Annotated in this window: 24 protein-coding genes and 1 tRNA gene; 11 read left to right on the forward strand and 14 right to left on the reverse strand. The window is 69.7% G+C overall.

Features of this window, described 5'->3' with window-relative positions; all coding sequences use genetic code 11:
* Positions 1 to 27: 27 nt before the first annotated feature.
* Together ACO2Q0_RS09750 and ACO2Q0_RS09755 are read left to right on the forward strand one after the other, a co-directional pair.
* A complete protein-coding gene (locus ACO2Q0_RS09750) occupies positions 28 to 1,653 on the forward strand; it encodes a M10 family metallopeptidase C-terminal domain-containing protein (protein ID WP_423351297.1) in 1,626 nt (541 codons plus the stop codon).
* Positions 1,654 to 1,759: 106 nt separating this feature from the next.
* Entirely contained in the window at positions 1,760 to 2,098 is a 339-nt protein-coding gene (locus ACO2Q0_RS09755; protein WP_423351298.1) for a hypothetical protein, read from the forward strand.
* Here the strand turns inward: ACO2Q0_RS09755 and ligD are convergent, their stop codons facing one another.
* The 3 genes from ligD to otsB all read right to left on the reverse strand — a co-directional run bounded on the left by ligD (position 2,099) and on the right by otsB (position 6,945).
* Positions 2,099 to 4,732 (reverse strand): DNA ligase D, encoded by a 2,634-nt coding sequence (gene ligD, locus ACO2Q0_RS09760; RefSeq protein WP_423351299.1) that lies wholly within the window; start codon positions 4,730 to 4,732, stop codon positions 2,099 to 2,101.
* Between the two features lie 66 nt (positions 4,733 to 4,798).
* Positions 4,799 to 6,199 carry an alpha,alpha-trehalose-phosphate synthase (UDP-forming) gene (locus ACO2Q0_RS09765; RefSeq protein ID WP_423351596.1) on the reverse strand — a complete coding sequence of 467 codons (1,401 nt, stop codon included), beginning with the start codon at positions 6,197 to 6,199 and terminating at the stop codon, positions 4,799 to 4,801.
* Entirely contained in the window at positions 6,196 to 6,945 is a 750-nt protein-coding gene (gene otsB, locus ACO2Q0_RS09770; protein WP_423351300.1) for a trehalose-phosphatase, read from the reverse strand. Before otsB ends, ACO2Q0_RS09765 begins: the two co-directional genes overlap by 4 nt.
* Positions 6,946 to 7,102: 157 nt before the next feature.
* Between otsB and zwf the strand changes: the two genes are divergently transcribed.
* On the forward strand, positions 7,103 to 8,566 hold the full coding sequence (gene zwf / locus ACO2Q0_RS09775; RefSeq protein WP_423351301.1) for a glucose-6-phosphate dehydrogenase: 1,464 nt from the start codon (positions 7,103 to 7,105) through the stop codon (positions 8,564 to 8,566).
* Here the strand turns inward: zwf and ACO2Q0_RS09780 are convergent.
* Both ACO2Q0_RS09780 and ACO2Q0_RS09785 read right to left on the reverse strand, forming a co-directional pair.
* A complete protein-coding gene (locus tag ACO2Q0_RS09780) occupies positions 8,563 to 8,808 on the reverse strand; it encodes a hypothetical protein (RefSeq protein WP_423351302.1) in 246 nt (81 codons plus the stop codon). The two genes, zwf and ACO2Q0_RS09780, sit on opposite strands and share 4 nt — an antisense overlap.
* A 34-nt stretch (positions 8,809 to 8,842) precedes the next feature.
* Entirely contained in the window at positions 8,843 to 10,744 is a 1,902-nt protein-coding gene (locus ACO2Q0_RS09785) for a glycoside hydrolase family 15 protein (protein WP_423351303.1), read from the reverse strand.
* A 146-nt stretch (positions 10,745 to 10,890) separates the two neighbouring features.
* Between ACO2Q0_RS09785 and pyk the strand changes: the two genes are divergently transcribed.
* From pyk to ACO2Q0_RS09815, 6 genes are all read left to right on the forward strand, one after another.
* On the forward strand, positions 10,891 to 12,303 hold the full coding sequence (gene pyk, locus ACO2Q0_RS09790) for a pyruvate kinase (RefSeq protein ID WP_423351304.1): 1,413 nt from the start codon (positions 10,891 to 10,893) through the stop codon (positions 12,301 to 12,303).
* 51 nt (positions 12,304 to 12,354) lie between these two features.
* Positions 12,355 to 13,029, forward strand: a complete 675-nt coding sequence (pgl, locus tag ACO2Q0_RS09795; RefSeq protein ID WP_423351305.1) for a 6-phosphogluconolactonase — start codon at positions 12,355 to 12,357, stop codon at positions 13,027 to 13,029.
* A gap of 98 nt (positions 13,030 to 13,127) precedes the next feature.
* Positions 13,128 to 14,939 (forward strand): phosphogluconate dehydratase, encoded by a 1,812-nt coding sequence (edd, locus tag ACO2Q0_RS09800; RefSeq protein ID WP_423351306.1) that lies wholly within the window; start codon positions 13,128 to 13,130, stop codon positions 14,937 to 14,939.
* Positions 14,940 to 14,943: 4 nt separating this feature from the next.
* Positions 14,944 to 15,915 (forward strand): glucokinase, encoded by a 972-nt coding sequence (gene glk, locus ACO2Q0_RS09805; protein WP_423351307.1) that lies wholly within the window; start codon positions 14,944 to 14,946, stop codon positions 15,913 to 15,915.
* Positions 15,912 to 16,547 carry a bifunctional 4-hydroxy-2-oxoglutarate aldolase/2-dehydro-3-deoxy-phosphogluconate aldolase gene (gene eda / locus ACO2Q0_RS09810; protein WP_423351308.1) on the forward strand — a complete coding sequence of 212 codons (636 nt, stop codon included), beginning with the start codon at positions 15,912 to 15,914 and terminating at the stop codon, positions 16,545 to 16,547. The genes glk and eda overlap by 4 nt, the downstream gene beginning before the upstream one ends.
* Before the next feature lie 2 nt (positions 16,548 to 16,549).
* Positions 16,550 to 16,810, forward strand: coding sequence for a hypothetical protein (locus tag ACO2Q0_RS09815; RefSeq protein WP_423351309.1), 261 nt, complete (start codon positions 16,550 to 16,552; stop codon positions 16,808 to 16,810).
* On the opposite strand, the gene ACO2Q0_RS09820 is transcribed toward ACO2Q0_RS09815, so the two are convergent.
* The gene (locus ACO2Q0_RS09820) at positions 16,807 to 17,589 is read right to left on the reverse strand and encodes an enoyl-CoA hydratase/isomerase family protein (protein ID WP_423351310.1); all 783 of its coding nucleotides are present in this window, start codon (positions 17,587 to 17,589) and stop codon (positions 16,807 to 16,809) included. The genes ACO2Q0_RS09815 and ACO2Q0_RS09820 overlap by 4 nt on opposite strands.
* Positions 17,586 to 18,752 carry an acyl-CoA dehydrogenase family protein gene (locus tag ACO2Q0_RS09825; RefSeq protein WP_423351311.1) on the reverse strand — a complete coding sequence of 389 codons (1,167 nt, stop codon included), beginning with the start codon at positions 18,750 to 18,752 and terminating at the stop codon, positions 17,586 to 17,588. Before ACO2Q0_RS09825 ends, ACO2Q0_RS09820 begins: the two co-directional genes overlap by 4 nt.
* A 72-nt stretch (positions 18,753 to 18,824) precedes the next feature.
* Here ACO2Q0_RS09825 and ACO2Q0_RS09830 point away from each other — a divergent pair, with 72 nt between their 5' ends.
* Entirely contained in the window at positions 18,825 to 20,054 is a 1,230-nt protein-coding gene (locus ACO2Q0_RS09830; RefSeq protein ID WP_423351312.1) for a CaiB/BaiF CoA transferase family protein, read from the forward strand.
* Positions 20,055 to 20,100: 46 nt separating this feature from the next.
* Here the strand turns inward: ACO2Q0_RS09830 and ACO2Q0_RS09835 are convergent, their stop codons facing one another.
* The 4 genes from ACO2Q0_RS09835 to ACO2Q0_RS09850 all read right to left on the reverse strand — a co-directional run bounded on the left by ACO2Q0_RS09835 (position 20,101) and on the right by ACO2Q0_RS09850 (position 22,511).
* Positions 20,101 to 20,463, reverse strand: a complete 363-nt coding sequence (locus ACO2Q0_RS09835) for a hypothetical protein (RefSeq protein ID WP_423351313.1) — start codon at positions 20,461 to 20,463, stop codon at positions 20,101 to 20,103.
* 206 nt (positions 20,464 to 20,669) lie between these two features.
* A complete protein-coding gene (locus tag ACO2Q0_RS09840) occupies positions 20,670 to 21,071 on the reverse strand; it encodes a Zn-ribbon domain-containing OB-fold protein (RefSeq protein ID WP_423351314.1) in 402 nt (133 codons plus the stop codon).
* Between the two features lie 3 nt (positions 21,072 to 21,074).
* Positions 21,075 to 22,271: a thiolase domain-containing protein gene (locus ACO2Q0_RS09845; protein WP_423351315.1), complete on the reverse strand. Its 1,197-nt coding sequence runs from the start codon at positions 22,269 to 22,271 to the stop codon at positions 21,075 to 21,077.
* 150 nt (positions 22,272 to 22,421) lie between these two features.
* Positions 22,422 to 22,511: transfer RNA gene (locus ACO2Q0_RS09850), tRNA-Ser, on the reverse strand.
* A gap of 396 nt (positions 22,512 to 22,907) precedes the next feature.
* Here ACO2Q0_RS09850 and ACO2Q0_RS09855 point away from each other — a divergent pair.
* Positions 22,908 to 23,204 (forward strand): glycine zipper 2TM domain-containing protein, encoded by a 297-nt coding sequence (locus ACO2Q0_RS09855; protein WP_423351316.1) that lies wholly within the window; start codon positions 22,908 to 22,910, stop codon positions 23,202 to 23,204.
* 10 nt (positions 23,205 to 23,214) lie between these two features.
* Here ACO2Q0_RS09855 and ACO2Q0_RS09860 read toward each other — a convergent pair whose 3' ends face one another.
* The 3 genes from ACO2Q0_RS09860 to ACO2Q0_RS09870 all read right to left on the reverse strand — a co-directional run bounded on the left by ACO2Q0_RS09860 (position 23,215) and on the right by ACO2Q0_RS09870 (position 25,627).
* Positions 23,215 to 24,828: a peptide ABC transporter substrate-binding protein gene (locus ACO2Q0_RS09860; RefSeq protein ID WP_423351317.1), complete on the reverse strand. Its 1,614-nt coding sequence runs from the start codon at positions 24,826 to 24,828 to the stop codon at positions 23,215 to 23,217.
* A 42-nt stretch (positions 24,829 to 24,870) separates the two neighbouring features.
* The gene (locus ACO2Q0_RS09865) at positions 24,871 to 25,143 is read right to left on the reverse strand and encodes an usg protein (protein WP_423351318.1); all 273 of its coding nucleotides are present in this window, start codon (positions 25,141 to 25,143) and stop codon (positions 24,871 to 24,873) included.
* A 112-nt stretch (positions 25,144 to 25,255) separates the two neighbouring features.
* On the reverse strand, positions 25,256 to 25,627 hold the full coding sequence (locus ACO2Q0_RS09870; RefSeq protein WP_423351319.1) for a hypothetical protein: 372 nt from the start codon (positions 25,625 to 25,627) through the stop codon (positions 25,256 to 25,258).
* Position 25,628 lies beyond the last annotated feature (1 nt).

Consider the following 25,628-nt stretch of genomic DNA (forward strand, 5'->3'; position numbering starts at 1 on the left):
AGCTCAAATCCACAAGGTTCATAGGGAATGGAACGACTCTCGATCAGCGGGCTGGGGCTCGCTGCGCCTTCCGACGGCGCCGGGATCCTGCCGATCCGGCTGGACGACCTCGCCGGTCAGGCCACCTGGGCCGGCAAGCCCATCTTCACGCTGGATCAGGTGATCGGTCAGCTCGACAGTGGCGCGACGATCGGCGGCAAGACGATCACCTACACGTTCTTCGACGGGAAGCACCCGATCGGCATCTACCACAACCCGAACAACGGGTTCCCCGAGCCGGCCGGCTTCACGCCGTTCAGCGAGGCGCAGCGGGACGCGGCCCGCCTGGCCATGGAACTGTGGGACGACCTGATCGCCCCCTCCATCACCGAGAAGAACGGAAACGGCGCCGACATCACCCTGGCCAACACCTCGACGGGCCCGGCCCAGGCCTGGGCCTACTACGGCTCGAACAGCGGGCCGAAGTACCAGGGCGACGTGTGGATCGCCGATCCGGCCGAGAACTGGACGAACAACTGGCTGAACTACAACGGCTACGGCTTCACCACCCTGGTGCACGAGATCGGCCACTCGCTGGGGCTCAGCCATCCGGGCGACTACAACTACAGCGACGACAACGACGGCGACGGCCAGCCCGACCCGATCACCTACGAGGAAGACGCCTTCTACGCCCAGGACACGGAGCAGTTCAGCATCATGTCCTACTTCGACCCGCGGAAGTCGGGCGGGTTCCCCGTGGACGTGGAGACGGGCCTGCTGGGCAACGCCCAGACGCCGATGGTGCACGACATCTACGTGATCCAGCAGAAGTACGGCGCCGATCCCACGACGCGGGCGGGCGACACGGTCTACGGCTTCAACTCGAACGCGGGCCGCGACATCTACGACTTCTCGTCGAACCAGACGCCCTATCTCGCCATCTACGACGCCGGCGGAAACGACACGCTGGACCTGTCGGGCGCCGGAGCCGGCGTTTTCATCGACCTGCGGCCCGGCAGCTACTCGTCCATCGCCGTGCGCCCGACGCTCGCCGAAGCCAATGCGGCGACCGGGGTCTTCAACGCCGCCACCGACGAGGTGCAGGGCGACTTCGCCCCCTGGACGGAAGCGGGCCTGAACGGCTTCCTGAACACGATCGCCAACACGGTGGCGGGTCAGATCGCCTCGTTCACGGGCGTGACCGGCGTGGGCGCCCTGTCGTTCGGCAATGTCGGCATCGCCTATGGCACGATCATCGAGAACGCCATCGGCGGCTCCCAGCGCGACTACCTGGTCGGCAACGACGTGGGCAACCGGCTGACCGGCAATGGCGGCAATGACGTGCTGAACGGCCTGGGCGGCAGCGACACGCTTTCGGGCGGCGCGGGCGCCGACGACTTCCGCTTCACGGCCCTGGGCGGGAGCGACCGGATCGTCGACTTCGAACAGGGCGTCGATCGGCTGAACCTCGCCGAGATCGACGCCGACGCCGGCGTGTCGGGCGACCAGGCCTTCACGCTGGTGGCGGGCTTCACTGGCGCGGCGGGCCAGGCGGTGCTCACCTACGCCGGCGGCGCCTCCACGCTGAAACTGGACGTGGACGGCGACGGCCGGTCCGATCTCGACATCGTCATGACGGGCCAGGTGACCAACACCGCCAACTGGCTGCTCTAGCGACGGCGGCTCCGGAGCCCGCGCTCCGGGGCCTCTCCGCGCTTGAGGGGCGGAACCGTCCCGCTTCACCGGTGTTGGCCTCTCGGGAGTTCACTCGGAGGCGTCCATGCGGAGCCTGCTCGTTCTGGTCGGCGCGGGGCTGGTGCTGTCCGCGTGCGCCACCTCACCGCGCGAGACCGTGCTCTCGCTGGACAGCACCGACCGCAAGTGGACCAGCAAGCGCTGCGTCGAGGCGCGCAAGGAGGCCGCCCGGTTCGACGAGAACAAGGAGGGCCACGCGGTCATCAAGATCGTCGGCAACCTCATCGTCCCGTTCGCCGGCACCGCCACCTCGTTCGCCATGAACCGGCTGCGGGACGACGAGCGCGAGGCGCTGAACCAGAAGATGAAGGCGGCCTGCATCTCGGACCCGCTGGGCGCAAAGCGGCGCGTGGCCGCGCGCTAGCTACTTCAGCTTTCTGATGGCGTCCTTCAGCGGCCGCTCGGCCTCGCAGTAGTCCGCCCAGGCCTTGGTCTTCTTCAGCAGCGCCGGAGCGGTGCGGATCGTCCACTTCTTGGGATCGAGCCCGGGCTTCACCTGGTCCCAGGTCAGCGGGAACGACACCGGCGCCAGCGGGCGCCCTCTGGGCGACAGGGGGGCCACCGCCGTCGACATGCGATCGTTGCGCAGATAGTCCAGGAAGATCCGACCCTTACGCTTGGCCTTGGCCATGTTGACCACGTACTTGTCCGGCGCATCGGCCGCGATCGCCAGGCAGACGTCCTGGGCGAATTTCTTGGCCGTCTTCCAGTCCATCTCGCCCTTGCCCGCTTTCAGGGGGGTGACGACGTGCAGCCCCTTGCCGCCGGTGGTCTTGCAGAAGGCCACGAGCCCAAGCGCCTCGAGGCGCGCCTTCACCTCCAGCGCGCCTTCGATCACCCGGGTGAACGGGATGTCCTCGTCGGGGTCGAGGTCGAAGATCAGCCGGCCGGGGACCTCCGGCTGGAAGGGCTGGCAGCCCCACGGGTGGTATTCTACCGCGCCGATCTGGGCCATCGCCGCCAGGGCCTCGATCCGGTCGAGCTGCAGATACGGCTTGTGGTCGCCGAACACCTGAACCTCGGTGATCAGCGCCGAGGAGCCCTTGCCGGCGTGACGCTGGAAGAAGCGCTGGTCGCCGTTGATGCCGTCCGGCATGCGGATGATCGAGCAGGGCCGACCCTTGATGTGCGGCATCATCCAGGGGCCGACCTCCTCGAGGTATCGCGCCAGGTCCAGCTTGGTGACCACGCCGCCCTTGCCGTCGTCGGGCCACAGCGCCTTGTCGGGGTTCGACAGCACGACGCCCATGACCACGTTCGACCCTGGCTTGGGCTTTGACGCGGACCTGGGCTTGGCGGCCGGCTTCGGCTCGGGCTCGGCCAGTTCGGTCCGGGCGGGGACCTCGGCCTCGACCTCGGCCGCCGGCTTGTCCTCGCGCAGGCCCTTGAAGCTGCCCTGACGCACATTGCCGTCGCCGGTGAAGCCCGCGAACTCGATCTCGGCCACCAGGTCGGGCCGCGCCCAGTTGATGTCGCCGGTCTTCTTGGGCGCATTGGGTCCGGTGAACGGGCTCTTCTCCGAGGCGACCTTCTCCAGGCGCGGCAGCACGCGGGCCACCGTGTCGCGGCCGAACCCGGTGCCGACCCGGCCCACATAGACCAGCCGCCCGTCCCGGTTCACGCCCACCAGCAGCGAGCGGAGCTGGCCGCGCTCGCCGGTCCATCCGCCGATCACCACCTCGTGGCCCGCCCGGCACTTGGACTTCTGCCAGGTGTCCGAACGTCCAGAGCGGTAGGGGGCCTCGATCCGCTTGGAGATGATGCCTTCCAGCGACATGCGACAGGCCGACTGCAGCACCGCGTCGCCGGCGGTCTCGAAATGATCGACGTATCGGATGCGCTGCGCGATCGTCTTGCCAGCGCCTTCGACCGCCGCCCGCAGCCGCGCCTTGCGGTCGCGCAGCGGCTGGTTGCGCAGGTCCTCGCCGTCGAGGAACAGGGCGTCGAAGACGAAGAACACCAGGTTCTGAGTCCTGCCGTCGGACAGCGCCGCCTGCAGCGCCGGGAAATCGGGCGAGCCGTTGTGGTCCAGGGCGCAGGCCTCGCCATCGTAGAGCCCCTCGGGCAGGGCGCTGGCGTCGGCGGCGATCTCCTTGAACTTGGTGGTCCAGTCCAGACCCTTGCGGGTCTTGAGCGTCGCCTTGCCGTTCTCGACGCGGAGCTGCAGCCGGTAACCGTCGAACTTGATCTCATGCGCCCAGTCGGCGCCTGGCGGCGGGCGGTCCACGGACTTGGCGAGCTGCGGCTCGACGAAGCCCGGCAGGCCGGCGGCCTTCGGCTTCGGCGCCGACACGCGCTTCGGGGGCGCGGCCTTCTCTGCCGCGGGACGCGGCGGCTCCTTCTCGGCGCGGTTCGACTGCCAGACGTCCTTGCCCGACGCGCGGCCCTTGCCGGTCATGAACTTGGTCGGCCCCTTGCCCTTGCCGGCCTCGATCTCGTCCATGGTGCGCCCCGAAGCGACGGAGGTGAGTTCGCCTTCGACCAGCAGTTCGCCGTGGTCTTCCAACGACCAGCCGTCATGGTGCTTGATGAGCAGCCAGTTGTCGCGCTTCTCGCGTTCCCGCCGCTTCATGCGGACCAGCACCCACGATCCCTTCAGCCGGTCGCCGTCCAGGGTGAACTTCAGGTCCCCCTTCTTCAGCATGGCCCGGGGGTCGCCCTCCGGCTCCCAGTAGCCGCGGTCCCACAGCATCACCGTGCCGCCGCCGTACTGGCCCTTGGGGATCGTGCCTTCGAAGTCCCCGTAGTCCAGAGGATGGTCCTCGGTCTGCACCGCCAGGCGCCGGTCCGCGGGGTTCAGCGACGGCCCCTTGGTCACCGCCCACGACAGGAAGACGCCGTCCAGCTCGAGGCGGAAGTCGTAGTGCAGGCGCGTGGCGGCATGCTTCTGGATGACGAACCGCAGGCGCTTGGACGCCTTCGTCCTATCCGCGCCCGCAGGCTCCGCGGTCTTCGCGAAGTCGCGCATCGAACGGTACTTGGCGAGCTTGTCGGCCAACGGTCACTCCACAGGCTGCGCTGGGTGAACGCGAGGCCGAACCTGCGAGTTGCTGAGCCTTGAGTTTCAGCTCGCGAGCGCCGGCCGGGCTTCCTTCACGCCGGCAAGCGCCTGGACGTAGGCGTCGCGCCAAGCGGTGACGTCCTCACGCTGGACGGTCTCGACGAGCGCGCTCCACCGCCGGATCCGCTCGGCCTTGTCCATGGCCAGCGCCCGCTTCAGCGCATCGGCCAGTTCCTCGGCGCTGTTCGGATTGACCAGCAGCGCCTCCTTCATCTGTCGCGCCGCGCCGGCGAAGCGCGACAGGATCAGGACCCCCGGGTCCTCCGGGTTCTGGGCGGCCACGAACTCCTTGGCGACCAGGTTCATGCCGTCGCGCAGCGGTGTGACCAGGCCCACGCGCGCTGCCCCGTAGATGCCGGCCAGTTCGTCGCGGCGGTAGTTCTTGTTCACATAGCGGATGGGCGCCCAGTCGACGTCGGCGAAGGCGCCGTTGATGCGGCCCGACAGCGAGTCCAGGCGACTGCGGATCTCCTGATAGGCCTCGACGCTCTCGCGGCTCACCGGGGCGATCTGCAGCATCAGCACCTCGCGGCGCATGTCGGGGTTAGCCGTGAGGAACCGCTCGAAGCCGAGGAACCGCTCCTCGAGGCCCTTGGAATAGTCGAGCCGGTCGACGCCCACGATCAGGTGGCGGAACACGGTGCAGGCGGTCATCAGGTCCCGCATCCGCCGCGCCTTGGCGTTCTTCAGGGCCTTGGCGAAGTCCTCGGCGTCGATGCCGATGGGGAACGCGCCGGTGGCGACTGTCCGGCCGAAGGCCTTAAGCAGGCCGGGCTGCGGCTGCACCCCGTCGGCCTCGGCCAGCACGTACTCCTCGAACGCCTGCTGGTAGTCGACGGTCTGGAAGCCCAGCAGGTCGTAGTCGAACATCGCCTCCACGAGCTGCCGGTGGCCGGGCAGGTTGATGAACACCTGATGGGCCGGCCAGGGAACGTGCAGGAAGAAGCCGATCCGGTTTTTGATGCCCCGCTTGCGCAGTTCCCGCGCTAGGGGGATCAGGTGGTAGTCGTGGATCCAGACGAGGTCGTCCGGCTCGATCAGGGGCGCCAGGGTGTCGGCGAACCGGGCGTTCACCCGCGCATAGCCCTGGCCATAGACGCGGTCGTACGCGGCGATGTCGGTGCGATAGTGGAACAGCGGCCACAGCGTCTTGTTGGCGTAGCCGTTGTAGTACTCGTCGAGGTCGGCTTCTTCGAGATCGACGGTCGCCGCCGTCACGCCTCCGACCTTCTCGATCGCGAGCTGGCCGGTGAACTCGGGCGTCGTCTTGCCGCTCCAGCCGAACCACAGGCCGGAGTATTCGCGCAGCGCCGCCGCCAGCGCCATGGCCAGCCCGCCGACGCTCTCGTCGCCCTCGCCCGAAGGCGGATTCACCCGGTTGGAGACGACGATCAGGCGCATCAGCCGGCGGCCTCGAGCCAGGCGATCACCGCGTCGACGCCGGGCAGGCGAAACGATGCGTGGGTTTCCCGCGGCGGGCCGACGAGCACGCCATAGCCGCCCAGCCGCCGCGCCGCCTCGAAGCCGTGCTCGTCGGTGGCGTCGTCTCCCACGAAGATCGGGACCGCGCCCTGGAACTGGGACGCCTGCATGAAGGCGCGGATGGAGTCTCCCTTGGTCGGGCCCGGCGTGCGCAGCTCCTCGACCATGTCGCCTTCCTGCAGCACGAGGCCGGTCTCGGCGGCGATCCTCTGGGCCAGGGCCCGGGCTTCGCCGGCGTAGGCGCGCGCCAGCCGGAAGTGCAGGGCTGCGCTCGCGCCCTTCTCCTCGACCAGCAGGCCGGAATCGCGGCTGGCGAACTCGCGCAGGCGCCGGACGGTCTCGGCCAGGGCGGGGTGCGGCGGCGCCTCGTGCATGTCGCCGTTGCAGTCCCGGCGCACGAGGCCATGCACGGCGGCCACGCAGGACACGCGCCCCTCCAGGATGCGGTCGACATCGGCCAGGGTCCGGCCGCTCACCACCGCGAGACGGCCGTCGAGGCCGCGCTGCAGCGTCTCCAGCAGGCGCGTGCGACGCGCGTCCGGCCGCACGTCCTGCGGGCGCGCGGCGATCGGCGCCAGCGTCCCGTCGAGATCGAGGAACAGCGCCGCGTCCCGCAGCCGCAACGGCTTGGGCGCAGGAAGACCGATTGTGAGAGCTTCTACCGACATGAAGGACCCACCCCTGTCGCTGCTAAACGCCCAGGCGCCTCTTTTGATCCGAACTCGGCTTCAAGCTCGAACACGCAACCCGGTCTTGACGTTCCGGCGGCCATGGCGTGCTTTCGCGCTCCTCCTCTTCGACGCTTCGAACTCCCAAGGACATCCCATGGCCGAAACGGCGCAGGCTGACGCGATCGTGCTGTTCGGCGGCACGGGCGATCTCGCCAGGCGGATGCTGCTGCCGTCGCTCTACTTCCTGGATCAGGACGGCTTCCTGCCCGAGGGGTTCCGGATCATCGCCAGCGCCCGGCAGGACATGAGCCGCGAGGCGTTCGTCGAGGCCACGCGCGAGATCCTGCAGGCGCGTTCCGAAGGCGTCGACGACCAGGCCTGGACGCGCTTCGCGGGGCGGCTGGACTACGTGGCCGCCGACGCCACCACGCCCGAGGGCGCCGCGGGACTGAAGTCTGCGCTGGGCCAGGCGGCCCGTCCGATCTTCTACCTGGCCATCTCGCCCAGCCTCTATGAGCGCGTGACTCTGTCGCTGAGGGACGCGGGCTTGGCCACCGACGCCTCGCGCATCGTGCTGGAGAAGCCGATCGGCCGCGATCTCGAGACCTCCCGCCACATCAACGGCGTGCTGGGCCAGGTTTTCGACGAGGGGCAGGTGTTCCGCATCGACCACTACCTCGGCAAGGAGACGGTGCAGAACCTGATCGCCCTTCGTTTCGCCAACACCCTCTTCGAGCCGCTCTGGAACAGCCTCTCCATCGACCACGTGCAGATCACCGTGGCCGAAACGGAGGGCGTCGGCGCCCGCTGGCCGTACTACGACGAGTACGGGGCGCTTCGCGACATGCTGCAGAACCACATGCTGCAGCTCCTGTGCCTGGTGGCGATGGAGCCGCCCGCCGACATGGAGCCGGACTCGGTCCGAAACGAGAAGGTGAAGGTGCTGCGCTCGCTCCGCCGCTTCACCCGCCTGGACGCCGCCGACAAGTCGGTGCGCGGCCAGTACACGCCGGGCGTCGTCGGCGGGAAGTCGGTCGAGGGCTACGAGACCGAGCGTGGGCAGAAGAGCGGGACCGAGACCTTCGTGGCGCTCCGGGCCGACATCGACAACTGGCGCTGGGCCGGCGTGCCGTTCTTCCTGCGGACCGGCAAGCGCATGCCCGAGAAGCGCACCCAGATCGCCATCCAGTTCAAGCCGGTGCCCCACTCGATCTTCGGCCAGGCCTCGGCGGCGGACCTTTCGCCCAACCGGCTGGTCATCGACCTGCAGCCGGACGAGGACATCTCGCTCACCCTCATGAACAAGGCGCCGGGGCTGTCGTCGGGGGGCATGCGGCTGCAGTCGCTGCCTCTGTCGCTGAGCCTGCTCTCCACCTACGAGGGCAAGGGCGGCCGCCGGCGGATCGCCTACGAGCGCCTGCTGCTGGACGTTCTGCACGGCGACGCCACGCTGTTCGTCCGCCGCGACGAGGTGGAAGAGGCCTGGCGCTGGGTCGACGGGGTCGCCGACGCGTGGGCCGAGGCCAACATCGCGCCCAAGCCCTACGCCGCCGGAAGCTGGGGTCCCTCCGGCGCCTTCGGCCTCATCGAGCGCTTCGGAAAGACCTGGTCGGACTAGCCGGTGTGCCCGGCCCGCGACACGGGCGTCGGCTCGCCGAAGCGGAACGGATCGCGGTCCAACGCCATGCGTACCTTGCCGATCTCGGACGAGGTCTCGAGGATCTCGACGATGTCGTAGAAGGCCCGGGCCTCGTCGAAGGCGCCGGGCTTCGACAGGCGGTCGGCCGCGAGTTCCTGGATGCGGCTGATGACGGCGTCGGCCGCCTCCAGCGCTTCACGCAGCTTAGCTTCGTCGGTCATACCGGCATTACCCCCGAACAGCGGCGAAGGTTCCCTAGCGCACGCTCGTCCAGGGCTTGGACAGCAGGGTCGCGCAGTTGATCAGCCCCACCAGCGAGTAGGTCTGCGGGTAGTTCCCCCAGAGCTCGTCGCCGGTGAACGAGATGTCCTCCGACAGCAGCCCGGCGGCGGTGCGGCGGCCCAGCATCTCCCCGAACAGCTCGCGCGCCTCGGCGGTCCGGCCGGACAGGTGCAGGGCCTCGATCAGCCAAAAGGTGCAGAAGTTGAACGCCGTCTGCGGCAGGCCAAAATCGTCGGGCAGGGCGTAGCGCAGCATGAACGGACCGCGCCGAAGGCCCTCTTCGACCGCGGCCATGGTGGCCTGCATGCGCGGGTCGTCAGGCCGGACGAAGCGAACGTCGATGAGCTGGAGGAGGGAGGCGTCCAGCTCGTCGCCGCCGAAGGTCGCGGCGAAGCGGCCCTCCTTCTCGTTCCAGGCGCGAGTCTCGATGGTCTTGCGGACCGCGGCGGCCTTGTCGTTCCAGTACTTGGCGCGGTCGGCGAGGCCCAGCTTCTCGGCGGCGTTGCCGAGCCGGTCGCAGGCGGCCCAGCACATGACCGAGGAATAGGTGTGCACCGCCTCCCGGCCGCGGAACTCCCAAAGGCTCGCGTCCGGCTTGTCGTGCAGCTCGAACGCCCGCTCGCCGATCGGCTCCAGGGCGCGGAAATCGTCGGCGGTCGCCGGGCGCAGCAGCCGCTCGTCGAAGAACGCCTGCACCGTGGAGAGCACGATCTGGCCATAGACGTCGTGCTGCAGGTGCTCGTGCGCCTGGTTGCCGATCCGCACCGGCCCGATCCCGCGGTAGCCCGCCAGGTGCGGCGCGATCCATTCGGTCAGCACCGGCTCCAGGCCCACCCCATAGACCGGCTGAACGTGGCCGGCCTTGGTGCGGTCGACGATCGTTCCGGGACCGAGGCCGGGGATGGCCTGCTGGCCGGTCGCGCCATAGACGGGCTGCATGTCGCCCCGCCCGGCCTGGTCCACCAAGTTGCGCAGATAGACCAGGTAGTTCTCCAGCATGTCGGCGGCGCCCAGCCGGTTCAGCGCCTGGACCACGTAGTAGGCGTCGCGCAGCCAGCAGTACCGGTAGTCCCAGTTGCGGCCCTGGCCGGGCGCGTCGGGATGCTCCGGGATCGAGGTGGTCAGCGCCGCGACGATCGCGCCGGTCTCCTCGTACTGGCAGAGCTTCAGGGTGATCGCCGCCCGGATCACCGCCTCCTGCCACTCCAGCGGCACGGAGAGCGTGCGCACCCATCCGCGCCAGTAGTCGGTCGTCTCGCGCAGCATGCGGCTGGTCACGCTGTCGACGTCGGCGTCCAGGCCCTCGTCCGGCCCCAGGAAGAACTGCAGCGGCTTCTCCAGCCGGAACGTCCGCTCCTCGGTGATGTGGCTGACTGGGCAGTCGGTGGTGAGCCGCAGCGTGGTCTCCGCCCCCACATAGCGGATGTGGTTGGAGCCGGCGGTCTGGTAGCAGGGCCGCTCGCCGTAGTTCATCATCGGCTTCAGGCGCACGCGGATCCGCGGCGCGCCGGAGATCGGCCGGACCATGCGCACGAAGGCCAGCGGCCGGTACTGCCGGCCGAAGTGGCGGTAGCGCGGGCAGAAGTCGATTATCTCCACCGCCGCCCCGTCGACGTTGCGGATCACGGTCCTCAGGATCGGGGTGTTGCGCAGGTAGGCCTGCTCGATCTCGCTCGCGCCCTCGACGTCGATCGCCCACAGGCCGCCGGCGGTCTCGTCGCCCGGGTCCCGGGGGTCCAGCAGCGCGCAGAACAGGGGGTCGCCGTCCACCCGCGGCGCGCAGGCCCAGACGTAGCGTCCGGCCCGGTCGATCAGGGCGCTGGCCGCGCAGTTGCCGATCGGGAACAGGTCCAGGCTCTGGCTCAAGAGGCGCATCTCCTTGGGCGGGTTTGGCGGGTTGGGCGCTTCGTCCCGGTTTCCGCTCGACGTGAGCTAAACGTGATTGGATAACTTTGGCGCCGGGACCTCGCGAGTCGCTTCGTCAGTTCGTAGGTTCGAGCCCTCAGAAACCGACGGAAATAATGATCCGAGCCCGCCGCGCCCGCATCGTCGCGACCCTTGGCCCCGCGAGCCGCGAACTGGATCAGGTGCGCGCGCTCGCGATGGCGGGCGCCGACGTGTTCCGCGTGAACTTCAGCCACGGCAGCCACGAGGATCACGCCCGCACCATCCGCCACATCCGCGAAGCGGAGAAGACGGTGGGCCGCCCCGTGGCCGTGCTGGCCGACCTGCAGGGGCCGAAGCTGCGGCTGGGCAAGTTCGAAGGCGACTCCGCGCCGCTGCGGGCCGGCCAGGCCTTCCGCATCGATATGGACAAGGCCCTGGGGACCTCCGAGCGGATCGGCGTGCCGCATCCCGAGGTGTTCGCCGCCCTGCGAGAGGGCGCCCTTGTCCTGCTGGACGACGGCAAGGTCCGCCTGCGCGTCACCGCCCACGGCCCCGACTGGGCCGAGACGGTCGTCGAGGCCGGCGAGAAGCTCTCCAACCACAAGGGGCTGAACCTGCCGGGGCTGGCGATCCCGATCCCGGCCCTCACCGAGAAGGATCGCAAGGACCTTGCCTTCGCCCTGAACGAGGGCGTCGACTGGGTGGCGCTGTCGTTCGTGCAGCGCGCCTCCGACATGGCCGAGCTTCGCAAGCTGGTGAACGGCCGCGCCGGCGTGCTGGCCAAGATCGAGAAGCCGGCGGCGCTGGAGGCGCTGGACGAGATCCTCGATCTCTCCGAGGCGATCATGGTGGCCCGCGGCGACCTCGGCGTGGAGCTCAATCCCGAGGACGTCCCCGTCGTCCAGAAGCAGCTCGTCCGCGCCGCCCGCACCCGCGGCATCCCGGTCATCGTCGCCACCCAGATGCTGGAGAGCATGATCCATTCGCCGACGCCGACCCGCGCCGAGGCTTCGGACGTGGCCGGCGCGGTCTACGAGGGCGCGGACGCCGTGATGCTCTCGGCCGAGACGGCGGCGGGCGACTATCCCGTCGAGGCCGTCGGCATCATGGACCGCATCATCACCCGGGTGGAGCAGGACGCCCGCTGGCCCGAGCTCATGCGGGCCGAGCACGACCTGGGCGACGCCGACGCCCTGGTGGCGGCAGCCTTCCACGCCGCGGACGCCGCCGCCGCCGCCTGCGTGGCCGCCTTCACGCTCACGGGCACGACGGCGCTCCGGCTCGGCCGCGAACGACCGGTGCAGCCGACCCTGGCGCTGACGCCCCGCCTCGCCACCGCCCGGCGGCTGGCCCTGGCCTGGGGCGTCGAGGCGCGGGTGGTGCCCGACATCCGCGACCCGGAGGACATCCCCAAGCTCGCCTGCCAGGAGGCCATGGCCTCGGGCCTCGCCGGACCTGCCGAGCGCGTGCTGATCCTGGCGGGCCTGCCGATGGGCAGCCCCGGCGCGGCGAACATTCTCCGGCTGGCGCATACGCCCAGGCGCTGATCCGTCGGCGCCAAGGGCGACGGCGGCGGGCCGGCCCGCTATGAAGGCGCGATGCTGGAAATCTATCCTTCCGCCCAGGCCGTGGGCGAGGCCTGCGCCCATGCGATCGCCGGCTGCCTCAGGGATGGCTTGGCCACGCGCGGCCGGGCCGGCCTGGTCGCGACGGGCGGCCGCTCACCTGGACCGGTGTTCGACGCCCTCGCCGCCGAGCCTCTGGCGACCTCGCTGGACTGGGCGCGCGTGGTGGTCACGTTGTCCGACGAACGCTGCGTCGCGGCCGACGCCCCGGAGTCCAACGCCCGCACCGTCCGGGAGCGGCTGCTGGTCGGGCCGGCGGCCAAGGCCCGCTTCCTGCCGCTCTGGCCGAAGCCGGACCCCGCCGCCCTGGCCGCCCTCATGCCGTTCGACGCGGTCATGCTCGGCATGGGCGAGGACGGCCACGTCGCCTCGCTGATCCCCGGCGACCCCGGGCTCGAAGCGGGGCTCTCCACCGACGAGATCCTGGTCGATGTTCCGGCAGGCGTCGGCAAGCCGCCCCTGCCGCGGGTCAGTCTGAGCCTTTCGGCGGTGGCAGACGCGCGCGCCATCTTCCTCTTGATCGCCGGGGAGGCTAAGCGCGAGGTCCTCGCCCGCGCCCAGGGCGGACAGGACCTGCCGGTCGGCCGGCTGCTCTCCCGGGCGCGCGCGCCGGTTCGTATCTTCTGGTCACCCGAGCACTCGGCCTGAGGGCCGCCGGTGCTCTCTCTTAGGAGTCCGGTCGGTTCCTGCGCCCAGCCTGTGCGTTAGCGCGTAAGAGCCACCCGCCGCTTTGAGGATTGAGGCCCATGCATCCGGTCACGGCCGAGGTCACCCGACGCATCGTCGAGCGCAGCCGCGAGAGCCGCGCGGACTACGTCGCGCGCATGGACGCCGCGCGCGGTCAGTCGCCTGGGCGGGGCAAGCTGTCCTGCGCCAACTGGGCCCATGCCTTCGCCGCCCAGCCCGAGGGCGACAAGGTGCGCATGCGCGATCCGTCCGCGCCCAACGTCGCCATCGTCTCGGCCTACAACGACATGCTCTCGGCCCATCAGCCGTACGAGCGGTTCCCCGACATCATCCGCAAGGCGGCCCGCGAGGCGGGCGCGACGGCCCAGTACGCCGGGGGCGTGCCCGCCATGTGCGACGGGGTCACGCAAGGGCGCCCGGGCATGGAGCTGTCGCTGTTCAGCCGCGACGTCATCGCGATGTCGACGGCGGTCGCCCTGACCCATGACGCCTTCGACGCCGCCCTCATGCTGGGCATCTGCGACAAGATCGTGCCGGGCCTGTTCATCGGCGCCGCCGCCTTCGGCCACCTGCCGGTGATCTTCGTGCCCGGCGGGCCGATGACCTCGGGCATCTCCAATGCAGAGAAGGCCCGCGTCCGCGCGCTCTACGCCGAGGGCAAGGCCACCCGCGACGAGCTGCTGGACTCCGAGATGAAGTCCTACCACGGGCCGGGCACCTGCACCTTCTACGGCACCGCCAACTCCAACCAGATGATGATGGAGATGACCGGCCTGCACCTGCCGGGGGCCGCCTTCGTCACGCCGAACACGCCGCTGCGCGACGCGCTTACCGCCTACGCCCCGAAGCGGGCGGTCGAGATCCGCGACGGCACGAACGGCTATGCGCCCTTCTACCAGGTGATCGACGAGAAGAGCCTGGTGAACGCCATCGCCGGCCTGCTCGCCACCGGCGGCTCGACGAACCACACCCTGCACATCCTGGCCATGGCGCGCGCCGCCGGCGTGCAGATCACCTGGGAGGACATGGACGACCTATCCAAGGTCACGCCGTTGATCGCCCGGGTCTATCCGAACGGCTCGGAAGACGTGAACGCCTTCCACGCGGCCGGCGGCATGGCCTTCGTCACGCGTCAGCTGCTCGACGCCGGCCTGGCGCACGAGGACGTCATGACCGTCGCCGGCCAGGGTCTGCGCCGCTACACGCAGGAGCCGTTCCTGGACGGCGGCAAGCTGGTCTGGCGCGACGGCCCGGCCGCCTCGCTCGACAGGGATATCCTGCGCCCCGTCGACGATCCCTTCCAGCCGAACGGCGGCATGCGCCTGCTCACCGGCCCCCTCGGCCGTGCGGTCCTAAAGACCTCGGCCGTGAAGCCCGAGCACCGCGTGATCGAGGCGCCGGCGCTGGTCTTCGAAGACCAGGACGAGCTGCTCGCCGCCCACAAGCGCGGCGAGCTGAACCGCGACTTCGTGGCCGTGGTCCGCTTCCAGGGCCCCAAGGCCAACGGCATGCCCGAATTGCACTCGTTGACGCCGCCCCTTGGCGTCCAGCTGGACAAGGGCTTCAGGGTGGCGCTGGTCACCGACGGCCGCATGTCGGGCGCGTCGGGCAAGGTGCCGGCCGCGATCCACGTGACGCCCGAGGCCGCCGATGGCGGACCGCTGGCCTATGTCCGGAACGGCGACATCATCCGGCTGGACGCCGAAACCGGTCGACTGGAGATCAAGGTGGACGAGCGCGAACTCATGGCCCGCGAGGCGGCTCGCTGCGCCCCGTCGGGCTTCGGCTACGGGCGGGAGCTGTTCGGCTGGATGCGTCGGGCCGCGGGCCCGGCGGACACGGGCGCCTGCGCCCTCTTCGAGGCGGCCTGAACGCATGAAGCCCCAATACACCGGCCTGGTCGGCGACGTCGGCGGCACCCACGCCCGCTTCGCCCTGGTGGACACGGAGGGCCGCGTCCGCAATCCGCGCACCTTCCAGGCGAAGGACTATCCGAGCCTCACCGCCATCGTTGAGGAGTACCTCGAGACGACCGCGGGCAAGCGCCGGCCGCCGAAGGCGGTGATCGCCGTGGCCGGCCCCGTCCTCGAGGGCGAGATCGAGTTCACCAACCTCGACTGGGTGATCTCGGAAGGCGACCTGCTTGCCCACTTCGAGTTCGAGGCGGTCAGCCTGATCAACGACTTCGCCGCCCAGGCCCTGGCCTGTCCGCGGCTGGACGAGGACGACCTGCGGCGGATCGGCGACGGCGCCGGCCGCGGGGCCTACGGATGTCCGGTGGTCGTGCTGGGCGCGGGCACCGGCTTCGGGGTGGCGGGCCTGGCCCGCAGCGATCGCGGCGACGTGGCGGTGGCCACCGAGGGCGGCCACGGCGGATTCGCGCCGACCGACGAGGTGGAGGTCGAGGTCTGGCGGCGCCTGCGCGAGAAGTACGGCCGCGTCTCCATCGAGCGCCTGCTTTCGGGCGCCGGTCTCTACGACCTCTACGTCTCGCTTTGCGCCATCGAGGGGCGCGACGCCGTCCTCGCCGACCAGACGGCGGTGATGTCCGAAGGCCTCGCGGGCGATCCCATGGCCGGCGCCACCCTCGACCGCTTCTGCGGAATCCTCGGCGACGTGGCGGGCGACCTGGCGCTGAGCTGGGGCGCGCGGGGCGGGGTCTATGTCTCGGGCGGCATCGCGCCGCGGATGGCCGACCGCCTTTCCGACAGCCCTTTCCGCCAGCGGTTCGAGGCCAAGGGCCGGCTCTCGGACTACGTCCGCCGCATCCCGACCTTCCTGGTGACCCACCCCTACCCCGCCATCATCGGGGCGGCGCGCGAACTCGAGCAGATGGAGCGCCTATGACCATCGCCAGCATCCTGACCCGCGCGCCGGTCATTCCGGTCCTGGTGGTCGACGATGTGGAGCACGCCGCGCCGCTCGGCCGGGCCCTCGTGGCCGGCGGCCTGACGGTGCTGGAGGTGACGCTGCGCACGCCGGCGGCCATGGACTGCATCGCCGCCATGAGCGAGATCGAAGGCGCCGTCGTGGGTGCCGGGACCGTTCTGAACCGCCAGATGCGCCGCTCGGCCGCCGACGCCGGCGCGCAGTTCGCCGTCAGCCCCGGCCTGATCGAGGGCGAGGGGCCCGACGGCCCGACGCCCCTGCTGCCGGGCATCGCCACCGCCACCGAGCTGATGGCGGGCCTCGCCGCCGGCTTCACCCACTTCAAGCTCTTTCCGGCCAATGTCGTGGGCGGGGTGGAGGCGCTGAATGCGTTCCAGAGCCCGTTCCCGCAGGCGACCTTCTGCCCGACGGGCGGGGTGAATGCGAAGAACGCCGCCGACTACCTGGCCCTGCCCAATGTGATCTGCGTGGGCGGCAGCTGGGTGGCGCCAGCCGAGGCCGTCCGCGCCGGCGACTGGGACCGGATCACCCAGCTCGCCCGCGAAGCCGCGGCGCTGGCGCCCGCCGCGCCCGCCGCCGTGGAGGGCTAGCCATGGCCGACCGCACCAACGAGCAGCTCCGCTGGGTGGTCACCGCCCGCGCCAAGCCCGGACAGCCGGGCGAGGCGGTGGTCAGCATCCTCGGGCGCAACGCTCTTATCCCCGAGATCAACTTCGACATGGCGGTCGACTGGCACCCGGGCGCCGAGGCGCCCGACGTCGAGGGCCGGGCGCTCGTGATCCTCAGCCTGCTCTTCAAGGAGCTTGCCGCCGAGTGCGAACGCGCCGCCGGCGAGCGCTTCAACCTGGGTTAGCGCCCCACCCAGTTCCCCGGCCGGCGCTCGGCCACCGAGCGAACGCCTTCCTTGAAGTCCTCGGTCACACGCAGCAGGGCCTGTTCGCGGTGCTCGATCACCGTCTGGGCCTTCACCGCCTCGGCGAGGCCGGCGCGCAGGGTCTTGCGGGTCGAAACCGTGGCGAGCGGCGCGTTCTCGGCGATCTCGGCCGCCAGCCGCAGGGCCGCGGCGCGCAGCTCCTCCGCCGGGACGACCTCGTCGCAGAGACCCCATTCCAGCGCCTGCTCGGCCTTGATCCGCCGGCCGGTGAGGAACATCAGGTTCGCCCGCTGCGGCCCGATCAGCCGCGGCAAGGTGTAGGTGAGCCCGAAGCCGGGATGGAAGGCCAGCTTGGTGAAGTTGGCCACGAACCGGGCTTCCGGCGCCGCGACGCGGAAGTCGGCGGTCAGCGCCAGGCCGAGGCCCGCGCCCACCGCCGAGCCCTGCACGGCGGCCACGATAGGCGTCTCCGCGGAGAACAGGCGGATCGCCTGGGCGTAGAGGGCCTGGACGCCGTCCATGCCCGAGGCCACGCGGTCGGTGTCGGACGAGAAGTCGGCGCCGCCGCAGAAGGTCTTGCCCTCGCTCTGCAGCACCACCGCCCGCGCCGCGCCGTGCCCGTCGATGTCGTCCAGGGCGTCGGCCAGGTCGCGCATGAAATCGACCGAGACGAAGTTGTGCGGCGGCCGGTTGAGGGTGACCACCGCCACATTGCCGTCCGTCGCGACCGTGACGTGATCGCCGTAAGCTGACTTCATTTCCGCGTCCCCAGAAGGTTCCTGGCCACCACCCACTTATGGATCTCGGTGGGGCCGTCATAGATGCGCATGGTGCGCAGCTTGGCTTGCATGAGCTGCAGCGGCAGCTCCTTGGTCACGCCCATGGCGCCGAAGGCCTGCATGACCCGGTCGACCGTCTCATAGGCCATTTCGGTGGCGTACCACTTGATCATGCTGATCTCGGAGCGGACGTCGCGGCCGCTGTCCAGCTTCCATGCACAGTCGTAGGTCATCAGCCGGGCGGCGTGGATCTTGGTCGCGGCCTCGGCGACCCAGAACTGGATCGCCTGCCGTTCGGACAGCGGGGCCCCGAAGGTCTTCCGCTGCGGCGCGTACTCGATCAGCATGTCCAGCGCCCGTTGCGCCATGCCGACGGACCAGGCCGCCATCTGGATGCGCCGGGTGCCCAGCCTGGTCTGCATCGGCGCGAAGCCGGCGCCCTCCTGGCCCAGCAGCTTCCATCCCTCGACCCGGCAGCCTTCCAGCGCGATCTCGTAGGTGTACTGCCCCCCGAGCATGGGGATGCGGCGCAGGACGTTGAAACCGGGCGTTCCCTTGTCGACCAGGAAGGCCGAGATCCCGCCGCGAGCGCCCTTCTCGCGATCGGTCACGGCCATCAGGATCGTGAAGTCGGCGTGGTCGGCGCGGCTGATCCAAATCTTGCGGCCATCGATGACCCAGTCGTCCCCGTCCCGCACCGCCCGCGTGGTCATCGCCGCCGGGTCCGAGCCCGCGCCCGGCTCCGAGATGCCGATCGCCGAGACGGTCTTTCCGGCGACGTAGGGCGCCAGGTAGGCGGCCCGCTGGCGCTCGTCCACGGTCGCCATCAGCATGCGCAGGTTCGGGCTGTCGGGCGGCAGGGTGTAGGGCGTGACCGTGCGGCCCATCTCCTCCTCGACGCCCACCATGGCCACCATCGGCAGGTCGACGCCGCCCACGTCCTCGGGCGCATCCAGGCCCCAGAGGCCGAGATCGCGGGAGACCTGGTCCAGGCGGGCGTGCTCGGCGTCGGAAAGGCCCAGCCCCTTGCCCTCGGCCTCGCGGGCCATGACGCCGGCCTCGAGCGGCATGAGCTCGTCGCGGACGAACCGCGCGACCAGATCCTTGAGCATGCGGTGCTCTTCGGAAAGCTCGAAGTCCACTGGCCTCCCCCCACTTCATTTGGTCTTCTGACGGCATCATAACGATGCGTGGCGTAGAGAGGAGGCCTCACCTTGGGGGACGCAAAACAGCGGCCGACGACGTTGGCGGCGAAGGCGACCGGGCCCCTGGCGGGTCTCCGCATCCTGGACCTGACCAGCGTGGTCAACGGCGCCTATGCGACCCAAATCCTCGCCGACCAGGGCGCCGACGTGATCAAGCTGGAGGATCCGGGCTCGGGCCGCGGCGACGGCGGCGACATCATGCGTTGGGCGGGCCACGTACCCGAGGGCGCGCCCCGGGACCTGGGGCCGATCTTCCTGACCATCAACCGCAACAAGCGCTCGATCCTGCTGGACCTGAAGCAGGACAGCGCCAAGCGCGCGCTGAGGCGGCTGATCGCGACCTGCGACGTGTTCGCCGCCTCGATCCGCTACGAGGGTCTGAAGCGGCTGGGCCTCGGCTACGAGGACGTCGCCGCGATCAAGCCCGACATCGTCTATGTCCACGCGGCCGGCTACGGCTCGGACGGGCCCTATGCCGGCGAGCCGGCCTATGACGATCTGATCCAGTCGGCCTCGGGCATGGCCGACATCCTGCCGCGCACGGATGGGAATCCCACGCCGCGTATCCTGCCGACGCTGGTGGCGGACAAGGTCTCGGGCCTCTTCATGAGTCAGGCGATCACCGCGGCCCTGCTGCACCGGGCGCGGACCGGCGTGGGCCAGTTCGTCGAAGTCCCCATGCTGGAGTGCGTGACGAGCTTCCTGCTGGTGGAGCACCTCTACGACCAGGCCTATCAGCCGCCGACCGGCCAGTGGGGCTACCAGCGGGTGATCAATCCGAACCGCAAGCCGTTCCGCACCAAGGATGGCTGGATCGGGCTGCTGCCCTACACCGACCGGCAGTGGGATCAGTTCTTCGATGCGGCGGGCTTCGGCGAGGCCGTGAAGTCAGACCCGCGCTTCGCCGACTACGCCGCGCGCGCCCGGCACACGCGCGAGCTCTATGGCCTGATCGAGCAGGCGGCGGCGACCAAGACCACCCAGGAGTGGCTGGACATCCTGAAGCCCCTGTCGATCCCGGTGGTGAAGACCAACACCCTGGAGGACCTCGAGGCCGATCCGCATCTCGACGCGGTGGGCTTCTTCGAGACCTACGAACACGCCGAGGTCGGCCGCTATCGGACGATCCGCCCGCCGGTGAGATTCTCGAAGACGCCGGCCAACATCCGCCGCCACCCGCCCCGCCTGGGCGAGCATACGGACGAGGTGCTGGGCGAACTGAGCGAGGCTGCGGAATAGGCGAAGCGAAACGGCCGCCCGGGCTCCCGGGCGGCCGCTCGAGGGGCTACTGCGTGGGCGGCGTGCCGGTGGAGCCGGAGTTCGTGCCCGTGCCGGTGGTCCCGGTCGTACCCGTGGTCCCGGTCGTTGCCGTGGAGCCGGTCGTTCCCATGGTTCCGGAGGCGCCGGTCGTGCCGGTGGTCCCCGTCGTGCCGCTCGCGCCCATCGTGCCGCTGGCCGTGGGATCGGTGGTGGCGCCCGTGGTCCCCATCGCCGGATCGGTCGTGGTGGCGCCGCTCATGGCGGAGGTGTCGGCGGCCGTCCCGGTGGTCGCGGCGTCGGTGGCGGCCGGCTCCTCGGTCTTCTGGCCACAGGCGGCAAGGCCGGCGGCCGCGAGGATGGCGGCGGCGGTCATCAGTCGAAGCTTCACGTTGTCAGTCTCCCTGAACCGTAACCCCCGACCGTCTGGCCACCTTATACGGGATTTGGAGATCGCAACATCGTGAATGATGCTTTTGGTCGCATTCTCTATAGTTTCTGTCGGCTCAGCTCAGCGCCTTCTAAGCTTTGCTTTTCAGATATTGCTCTTTTGAAAATCCCACCTCGAAGCTCGGGTTACTCAAATGAGCATCGGGTTCAAAGTGGCGCGAACACGGGGGCGGGCGGTCCGTCGCCCTCGGTGGGCTGGAAACGCACCTTCACCCGCATCCCGATCTTCAGGTCCTCGGGCGTCACGTCCACGAAGTTGGTCAGCATCTTTGGCCCCTCGTCGAGGGTGACGTAGCCGATGGCGTACGGACCGGTCGGCGAGCGCCGCATGACCGAGAAGGTATAGACCTCGCCCTCGCCGGGGCTCTCTTCCCAGACCGTTTCATCGCTGGCGCAGAACGGGCAGATCGTCCGCGGGTACCAATGCGCCCGGGTGCAGGCGGTGCAGCGCTTCACAAGGAAGCGGCCCTCGGCGGCGGCGTCCCAGAAGGGCTTGCTCTCCAGGGTGACGGCGGGCGCCGGAATCGGGCGGCTCATGGGTTCGGACATGGATCAGGCCTCCCGTTCCAGGATCAGGGTCGCGGCGCCGTGGCGGACCCCCAGCGAGCCGCCCGTGCCGTGGGCCACGGCCAGGTCGCAGTTCGGCACCTGCACCTTCGGGTGCGCCTCGCCGCGGAGCTGGCGGACGGCCTCGATGATCTTGGTCATGCCGCCGCGGTTCGTCGGGTGGTTGTTGCAGAGCCCGCCGCCGTCCGTGTTGAACGGAAGCTTGCCGACGCCCGAGATCAGGTTCCCGTCGGCGACGAACTTGCCGCCCTCGCCCTTCTTGCAGAAGCCCAGGTCCTCGAGCTGCATCAGGACGGTGATGGTGAAGCTGTCGTAGATCGAGGCGTACTTGATGTCGGCCGGCGTCACGCCCGCCTCTTCGAACGCCCGCGGCCCGGACCACACCGCGCCGGAATAGGTGAGGTCGATCTCGGCGCCGCCCAGCACGCCCTTCGGCGCCTCGCCCGCGCCCAGCACCCGCACGCGCGGCCGGTTCAGGCTCTTCGCCACCTCGGGGCTGGTGACGACCACCGCCCCGCCGCCGTCGGTCACCACGCAGCAGTCCAGCAGGTGCAGCGGGTCCGAGATCATCCGCGAGTTCACCACGTCCTCCACGGTGACCACGTCCTTGAGGTAGGCGTGCTCGTTCCACTGGGCGTGGTGGCTGGCCGCCACCTTGATCCAGGCCAGCTGCTCCGAGGTGGTGCCGAACTCGTGCATGTGCCGCATGGCCGCCATGCCGTAGGTGTTGTGCGTCGAGCCGCCGTAGATGTGCTCGAAGCCGGCTTCGGGCGGGCCGTCCGACAGGCCGCCGCCCCCGCCGCCGGGGCGCAGGCTTGCGCCCGGCCGGTTGCCCCCGTTGCGCGGCCGTCCGGCCAGGGTGATCAGCGCCACCTGGCACTTACCCGCCGCGATCGCCTGGGCCGCGTGGCCGACGTGGACCAGGTACGACGAGCCGCCGGTCTCGGTGGAGTCCATGTGCCGGACGTTCTTCAGGCCCATGTAGTCGATCATCGACAGGGCGCCGAAGCCGGGCGCGTCGCCCGCGCAGAAGTAGGCGTCGACGTCGGCGAACGAGAGGCCGGCGTCGGAAAGCGCGCCGCGGGCGCACTCCGCGTGGAGCTGCGCCGTCGTCTTGTCGGGTGCGTCGCGGGTGGGGTGCTCGAAGGCGCCCATCACGTACGCCTTGCCTTTGATGCTCATGAGCCTCCCCCAAACCGCGTCTTCGAAGAATGCGCCTCCTGCGGCTTAGCGCGCCGCCCCGCCCGCGCGCAATGCTGACCGAGCGGAAGCCGCGAGCGGCGCGGCCCGACCGGGGCCGGCATGGTTCAAGCGCGGGATGTCTCTGGGAAGTGGCGGAGAGGGTGGGATTCGAACCCACGATACGCTTTCACGTACGCCGCATTTCGAGTGCGGTACATTCAACCACTCTGCCACCTCTCCAACCGGGTGCTTGAGGCCCTTGCGGGACCCCTGCCGAGTGAGCGGCGGAACCTACTCATCTGATCCCCGGTCCGCAAGGGGGTGTGACAGGATGATTCACGCCGCCCTCGGCGACGATCTTCGACAACCTTGGCCTTGGTTCATCCGAGAGTCAGGCGGTGGCTGGCAGAACACGGGTCACGGAGGCCGCTGCGTATCTGCAGCCTCCGGTCCGCGGCGGCTGGTCCTGCCGGGGACGGGCCCCGGTTCTCGGAGACCGGGGCCCACAGTTTCCCCATTCCGACCGCCCCAAATTCGCCGCCGAAACAGCTTGGCTTGTTCGGCGCCGGCGGAAACCGAACGGCCCAGTGAGGGTTCTGGACCGGGCGTGTCCGTGTGGAACTTGGAGAGCTTATGATGAAGACGAAGCTGATCGCGGCCGCGACCCTGGCCTGCGCGACCTTCTCGTTCACCGCCGTGCCGCTGAGCGTCGAGGCGCGTGAGCGGGTGTATGTCTGCGACAAGAACGTGAAGAAGAAGGCCAACAACGGCACCCTGGTCGGCGCTGTCGCCGGCGGCGTGCTGGGCAATGTGGTCGCCGGCAACGGCGCGAAGACCGAAGGCACCGTCCTGGGCGCCGGCGTCGGCGCCGTGGCGGGCCACCAGATCGCCAAGAAGAAGGCCAAGAAGTCCTGCCGCTGGGTCTATCGCTGATCTTTTCGGCCTAGTTCTTCAGGCACAGGTAGCGCGCCCGGTGGAAGTTGGGCGCGTTGTCCTTCCAGCCGGTGATGCGTCGACTGACGAGATTGCGGTTGACCACGAAATACAGCGGCGCGACGCCCTCGTCGTCCAGCATCCGCTGTTCGGCCTGGGCCAGGATCTCGGCCCGGCGCGCCGCGTCCGGCTCGGCGTCGGCCTGAGCCAGCAGGGCGTCATAGGCCGGGTTCTTGTAGTCCCCGTAGTTCTGCGCGCCGGTGTCCGACTTGAGCAGGCCCAGGAAGGTGACGGGGTCGTTGAAGTCCCCGTACCAGCTCATCGAGCCCACCTCGAAGTCGCGGTTGCGGTAGGCGGCGAAGGCCACCCCGCTCTCGGCCTGGCTTATCGAGACGTCGACGCCCACGGCGCGCCAATCGGCCTGGATCGCTTCCATCAGCAGCAGGGTGTCGGTGTTGTTGGGCGTCGTGATCGTGATCTTCAGCGGCCGCCTGGCCGTAAATCCGGCCTCCGCCAGCAGCCGCTTCGCCTCGGTCTGCCGGGCCGCATAGCTCATGCCGGCCCAGCGCAGCTTCGGCAGGACCTTGACGTAGTTCGCCGTCGTCGGCGGCACGAACGAATAGGCCGGCTGCTGGCCCGCCCCCATCAGCTTGCCGGTGATGAATTCCCGGTCGAGCGCCATGGAAAGCGCCCGCCGTACGCGGATGTCCTGGAAGGCCTTCACGTCGCGGGTGTTGAACGCGAGGTAGCCGGTGGCCAGCGACAGGCCCGTGTGCGCCACGCCGGGCATGGTCTTCTGCAGGCGCCTGTAGCGGTTGGACTGGAAGCGGGTGTTGAGGTCCAGTTCGCCGCGCGCCACCCGCCGCTCCGCGCTCACCACGTCCGGCGTCGGGTAGTAGTTGATGCGGTCCAGGCAGACGTTCGCCGCGTCGTAGAAGTGCGGGTTCTTCACCACCGTGACCCGGTCGCCCAGTCGCCACGCGGCCAGTTTGAAGGCCCCGTTCGAGACGTAGCGGCCGGGCTGCACCCAGCCGTCGCCATACTTTTCCACCACGTGCCTCGGCGCCGGGAAGAAGCTCTGGTGCTTGGCGATTTCGGGCAGGTAGGGCGCGGGGTGGATGAGCCGGATCTGCAGCGTCCGCGGATCGAGGGCGCGGACGCCCAGCGCCTCCAGCGGCGCCTTGCCCTCGTTCACCGCCTGCCCGTTCTCGATGACGTAGAGCAGGTAGGCGTAGATCGACGCCGTCTTGGGATCGAGCGTGCGCCGCAGCCCGAAGACGAAGTCGTCGGCCGTCACCGGCCGCCCGTCCGACCACTTCGCCTCGCGCAGGTGGAAGGTCCAGACCAGCCCGTCAGCCGTCGTCTCCCAGTGCGTGGCCATGCCTGGCACGGGCGTGCCGTCGGGCGCGTCGGTGGTCAGCCCCATCATCAGGTCGCCGATGACCGACGCCTCGTCGACCAGGTTGGACTTCTGCGGGTCCAGCGTCGCCGGCTCGGTGTTGTTGCCGTATTCCAGGCAGACCTGACCGGCGGGGCAGGCGGGACGCCGCACCTTGTCCTGGCAGGCGCCCAGGAGGAGGGCGGGGATCACGGTGGCGAGGAGGGCTGGGCGAAGGCGCGGCATCTGCCGCCCCATGAGTCCGCACCCCTCGTGAAATGTCGAGGCCTAGTGGAGCCGGAACTCGGCGCCCACCGCCTTCAGCTCGGCGGGCCGGATCAGCCTGTCATGCCCGATCGTCACCTTGAACAGCGGCCCGTCCAGGGTGCGGCCCCAGAAGTCGAGGAACTTCTTCAGCACGGGAAACTCGGGAAAGATGTCATAGTCCTGCCAGATGTAGCTCTGCAGCAGGGCCGGGTGGTCGGGCATGCGGTAGAGGATCTCCGCCGTCGTGAGCCCATAGCCCTCGAGCTGCTTCCGGAATTCAGGCGACACAAGCATCCGTGACCTCGTCGGTGGTTCCGTTCACAGACGAAGTAGGCCTGATTCGGGAGAAAAGTTCCCGTGTTTTCAGCGGCTTAGCACTCAGACCGACCGCCTGCTGCCAAGCTGCTCAGGGTTTGAACAGCCGAGGCTCAAGGCTGATGGGAATAGGGGCGTCGAACGCGCGCCAGCCGCAGTCCCGGATCACGTCGTTGCTCTCCTTGGCCCGCCGTCCGTCGGCGAGGGACCAGGTGATGTGATAGGTGGAGCCGTCCGGACGGTCGGTGGTCCCGCCGATGCGCACCACCATCGCCTGGACGCCGCGGCCGTCGTCGGCCTCGCCCACGATCTCGCCGGCCGTCGCGCTGGGCAGCTTCGGACGCGCGGGGCGGAACGCCAGCGTCACATGGTCGGCCACGGGGTTGGCGTAGCGGGCGGGGAACAGGTCCAGCAGGGTCTCGCGCTCGGCGCGGTCCAGCGCCCATCCGATGAAGACGTTCATG

Origin of the sequence: Phenylobacterium sp. VNQ135 (assembly GCF_049445735.1) — a bacterium.
Classification (GTDB): domain Bacteria; phylum Pseudomonadota; class Alphaproteobacteria; order Caulobacterales; family Caulobacteraceae; genus Phenylobacterium.

Excerpts from the sequence above, each read along its gene's own strand:
- ACO2Q0_RS09750 (WP_423351297.1), top strand. The coding sequence starts at position 28 with ATGGAACGACTCTCGATCAGCGGGCTGGGGCTCGCTGCGCCTTCCGAC.
- ACO2Q0_RS09755 (WP_423351298.1), top strand. The coding sequence starts at position 1,760 with ATGCGGAGCCTGCTCGTTCTGGTCGGCGCGGGGCTGGTGCTGTCCGCG.
- otsB (WP_423351300.1), bottom strand. The coding sequence starts at position 6,945 with ATGTCGGTAGAAGCTCTCACAATCGGTCTTCCTGCGCCCAAGCCGTTG.
- zwf (WP_423351301.1), top strand. The coding sequence starts at position 7,103 with ATGGCCGAAACGGCGCAGGCTGACGCGATCGTGCTGTTCGGCGGCACG.
- ACO2Q0_RS09780 (WP_423351302.1), bottom strand. The coding sequence starts at position 8,808 with ATGACCGACGAAGCTAAGCTGCGTGAAGCGCTGGAGGCGGCCGACGCC.
- ACO2Q0_RS09785 (WP_423351303.1), bottom strand. The coding sequence starts at position 10,744 with ATGCGCCTCTTGAGCCAGAGCCTGGACCTGTTCCCGATCGGCAACTGC.
- pyk (WP_423351304.1), top strand. The coding sequence starts at position 10,891 with ATGATCCGAGCCCGCCGCGCCCGCATCGTCGCGACCCTTGGCCCCGCG.
- pgl (WP_423351305.1), top strand. The coding sequence starts at position 12,355 with ATGCTGGAAATCTATCCTTCCGCCCAGGCCGTGGGCGAGGCCTGCGCC.
- edd (WP_423351306.1), top strand. The coding sequence starts at position 13,128 with ATGCATCCGGTCACGGCCGAGGTCACCCGACGCATCGTCGAGCGCAGC.
- glk (WP_423351307.1), top strand. The coding sequence starts at position 14,944 with ATGAAGCCCCAATACACCGGCCTGGTCGGCGACGTCGGCGGCACCCAC.
- eda (WP_423351308.1), top strand. The coding sequence starts at position 15,912 with ATGACCATCGCCAGCATCCTGACCCGCGCGCCGGTCATTCCGGTCCTG.
- ACO2Q0_RS09815 (WP_423351309.1), top strand. The coding sequence starts at position 16,550 with ATGGCCGACCGCACCAACGAGCAGCTCCGCTGGGTGGTCACCGCCCGC.
- ACO2Q0_RS09820 (WP_423351310.1), bottom strand. The coding sequence starts at position 17,589 with ATGAAGTCAGCTTACGGCGATCACGTCACGGTCGCGACGGACGGCAAT.
- ACO2Q0_RS09840 (WP_423351314.1), bottom strand. The coding sequence starts at position 21,071 with ATGTCCGAACCCATGAGCCGCCCGATTCCGGCGCCCGCCGTCACCCTG.
- ACO2Q0_RS09845 (WP_423351315.1), bottom strand. The coding sequence starts at position 22,271 with ATGAGCATCAAAGGCAAGGCGTACGTGATGGGCGCCTTCGAGCACCCC.
- ACO2Q0_RS09855 (WP_423351316.1), top strand. The coding sequence starts at position 22,908 with ATGAAGACGAAGCTGATCGCGGCCGCGACCCTGGCCTGCGCGACCTTC.
- ACO2Q0_RS09860 (WP_423351317.1), bottom strand. The coding sequence starts at position 24,828 with ATGCCGCGCCTTCGCCCAGCCCTCCTCGCCACCGTGATCCCCGCCCTC.
- ACO2Q0_RS09865 (WP_423351318.1), bottom strand. The coding sequence starts at position 25,143 with ATGCTTGTGTCGCCTGAATTCCGGAAGCAGCTCGAGGGCTATGGGCTC.
- ACO2Q0_RS09870 (WP_423351319.1), bottom strand. The coding sequence starts at position 25,627 with ATGAACGTCTTCATCGGATGGGCGCTGGACCGCGCCGAGCGCGAGACC.